3 protein-coding genes are annotated in these 1,299 nt (G+C 43.3%); all 3 read right to left on the bottom strand.

Annotated features, from left to right (window positions below; translation table 11 throughout):
- Nucleotides 1–207 (bottom strand): ATP-binding cassette domain-containing protein (locus tag AB4653_RS24410; protein ID WP_372105529.1); only part of this gene is annotated, 207 nt, incomplete at its 3' end.
- On the bottom strand, nucleotides 185–445 hold the full coding sequence (locus AB4653_RS24405) for a glutaredoxin family protein (protein WP_012603885.1): 261 nt from the start codon (nucleotides 443–445) through the stop codon (nucleotides 185–187). The genes AB4653_RS24410 and AB4653_RS24405, both read right to left, overlap by 23 nt.
- A gap of 25 nt (nucleotides 446–470) precedes the next feature.
- Nucleotides 471–1,299, bottom strand: an 829-nt coding sequence (gene rlmKL / locus AB4653_RS24400; RefSeq protein ID WP_372105528.1) for a bifunctional 23S rRNA (guanine(2069)-N(7))-methyltransferase RlmK/23S rRNA (guanine(2445)-N(2))-methyltransferase RlmL, incomplete at its 5' end; no start/stop codon positions are given.

Here is a 1,299-nt window from a genome sequence, read left to right as displayed (position 1 = left end):
AGACACAACCACATCTTGTGTGATTTGCATCTTGCCGTCGTCCATGATGATGTTCCCTGACAGGATTTTCATCAACGTAGACTTACCCGCGCCATTGCGCCCTACTAAACACACACGTTCGTTTTCTTGCAGCGCAAAGTCCGCACGATCTAATAACGGGTGATCGCCAAACGCTAATTGCCCGTTATGAATTGTAAGTAATGCCATTCTTTTTTAACCAATCATTAAGTTCTAACAAGCCAAATGGCCAGTTAAGCTCTGAGCTTTGAGAAAAGTCAGAGCTTTCAAATTTGAGCACCGGAATAGTGACCCCGTAACGGGAAAAGAGCTCATCATCAAATGCAATGTCGACAACGTTGACGTGATGGCTAATGTTTAACTGTTCCGTGAGTTTGAATGCCATCTCACATAGATGGCACCCTTCTGTACTGTAGAGAGTCAGCACGCTATATCCTTATACAATCTCTTAATTACTTATGTGTAATCAACCAGCAGTTATGAATGTGCTTGTTACGAGAGAAGTCCAATGGAAGCGTTTTAGCTGAGATGTTCTGAGCTTTGAGACCTAACTCTTCTAGGCCTTCTACATCCATTTTGAAGTGACGCTTGTTGTTAGAGAACACAATCGTGCCTTCTTCACGAAGAAGACGCTTAAGGTTTTCCATCAATTGAATGTGATCACGCTGAACATCAAAAGATTGATCCATACGCTTAGAGTTTGAGAACGTTGGGGGATCAATGAAGATCAGGTCGTAAGAACCCTGCTCTTTAACCAACCACTGTAAGCAGTCAGCTTGAACAAACTGATGTTGACGACCAACACGGCCGTTAAGCTCCATGTTCTGTTTTGCCCACTCAAGGTAGGTATTAGACATATCAACGGTTGTTGTAGAGCGTGCGCCACCCACAGCAGCATGAACAGATGCACTGCCTGTGTAAGCAAATAAGTTAAGGAAATCTTTACCTGCAGCCATTTCGCCGATACGACGACGAGTGATCTTATGATCTAAGAACAAGCCCGTATCTAAGTAGTCATGAAGATTAACAATCAGCTTAACGCCGTATTCGTTCACTTCTAGGTTAGAGGAGTCTTGAGCCATTTTTTGATATTGAGATCGGCCTTTCTGCTTCTGACGAACCTTAAGAACCACGTTGTTTGCTTCAACGCCAGTGACTTGAATAGAAGCACGGATGATATCGGTTAAGCGACGTTTTGCTTTCTCTTCCGGTACATCTTTAGGTGCTGCGTATTCTTGAATCACTAGGTGACCTGGGTATACATCAATCGCTACATTGTAT

The organism is Vibrio sp. 10N.222.48.A3, assembly GCF_041475345.1.
GTDB lineage: Bacteria > Pseudomonadota > Gammaproteobacteria > Enterobacterales > Vibrionaceae > Vibrio > Vibrio tasmaniensis_A.
The sequence above is the reverse complement of the archived record's forward strand: the minus strand, read 5'-3'. Positions and strand labels throughout refer to the sequence as shown.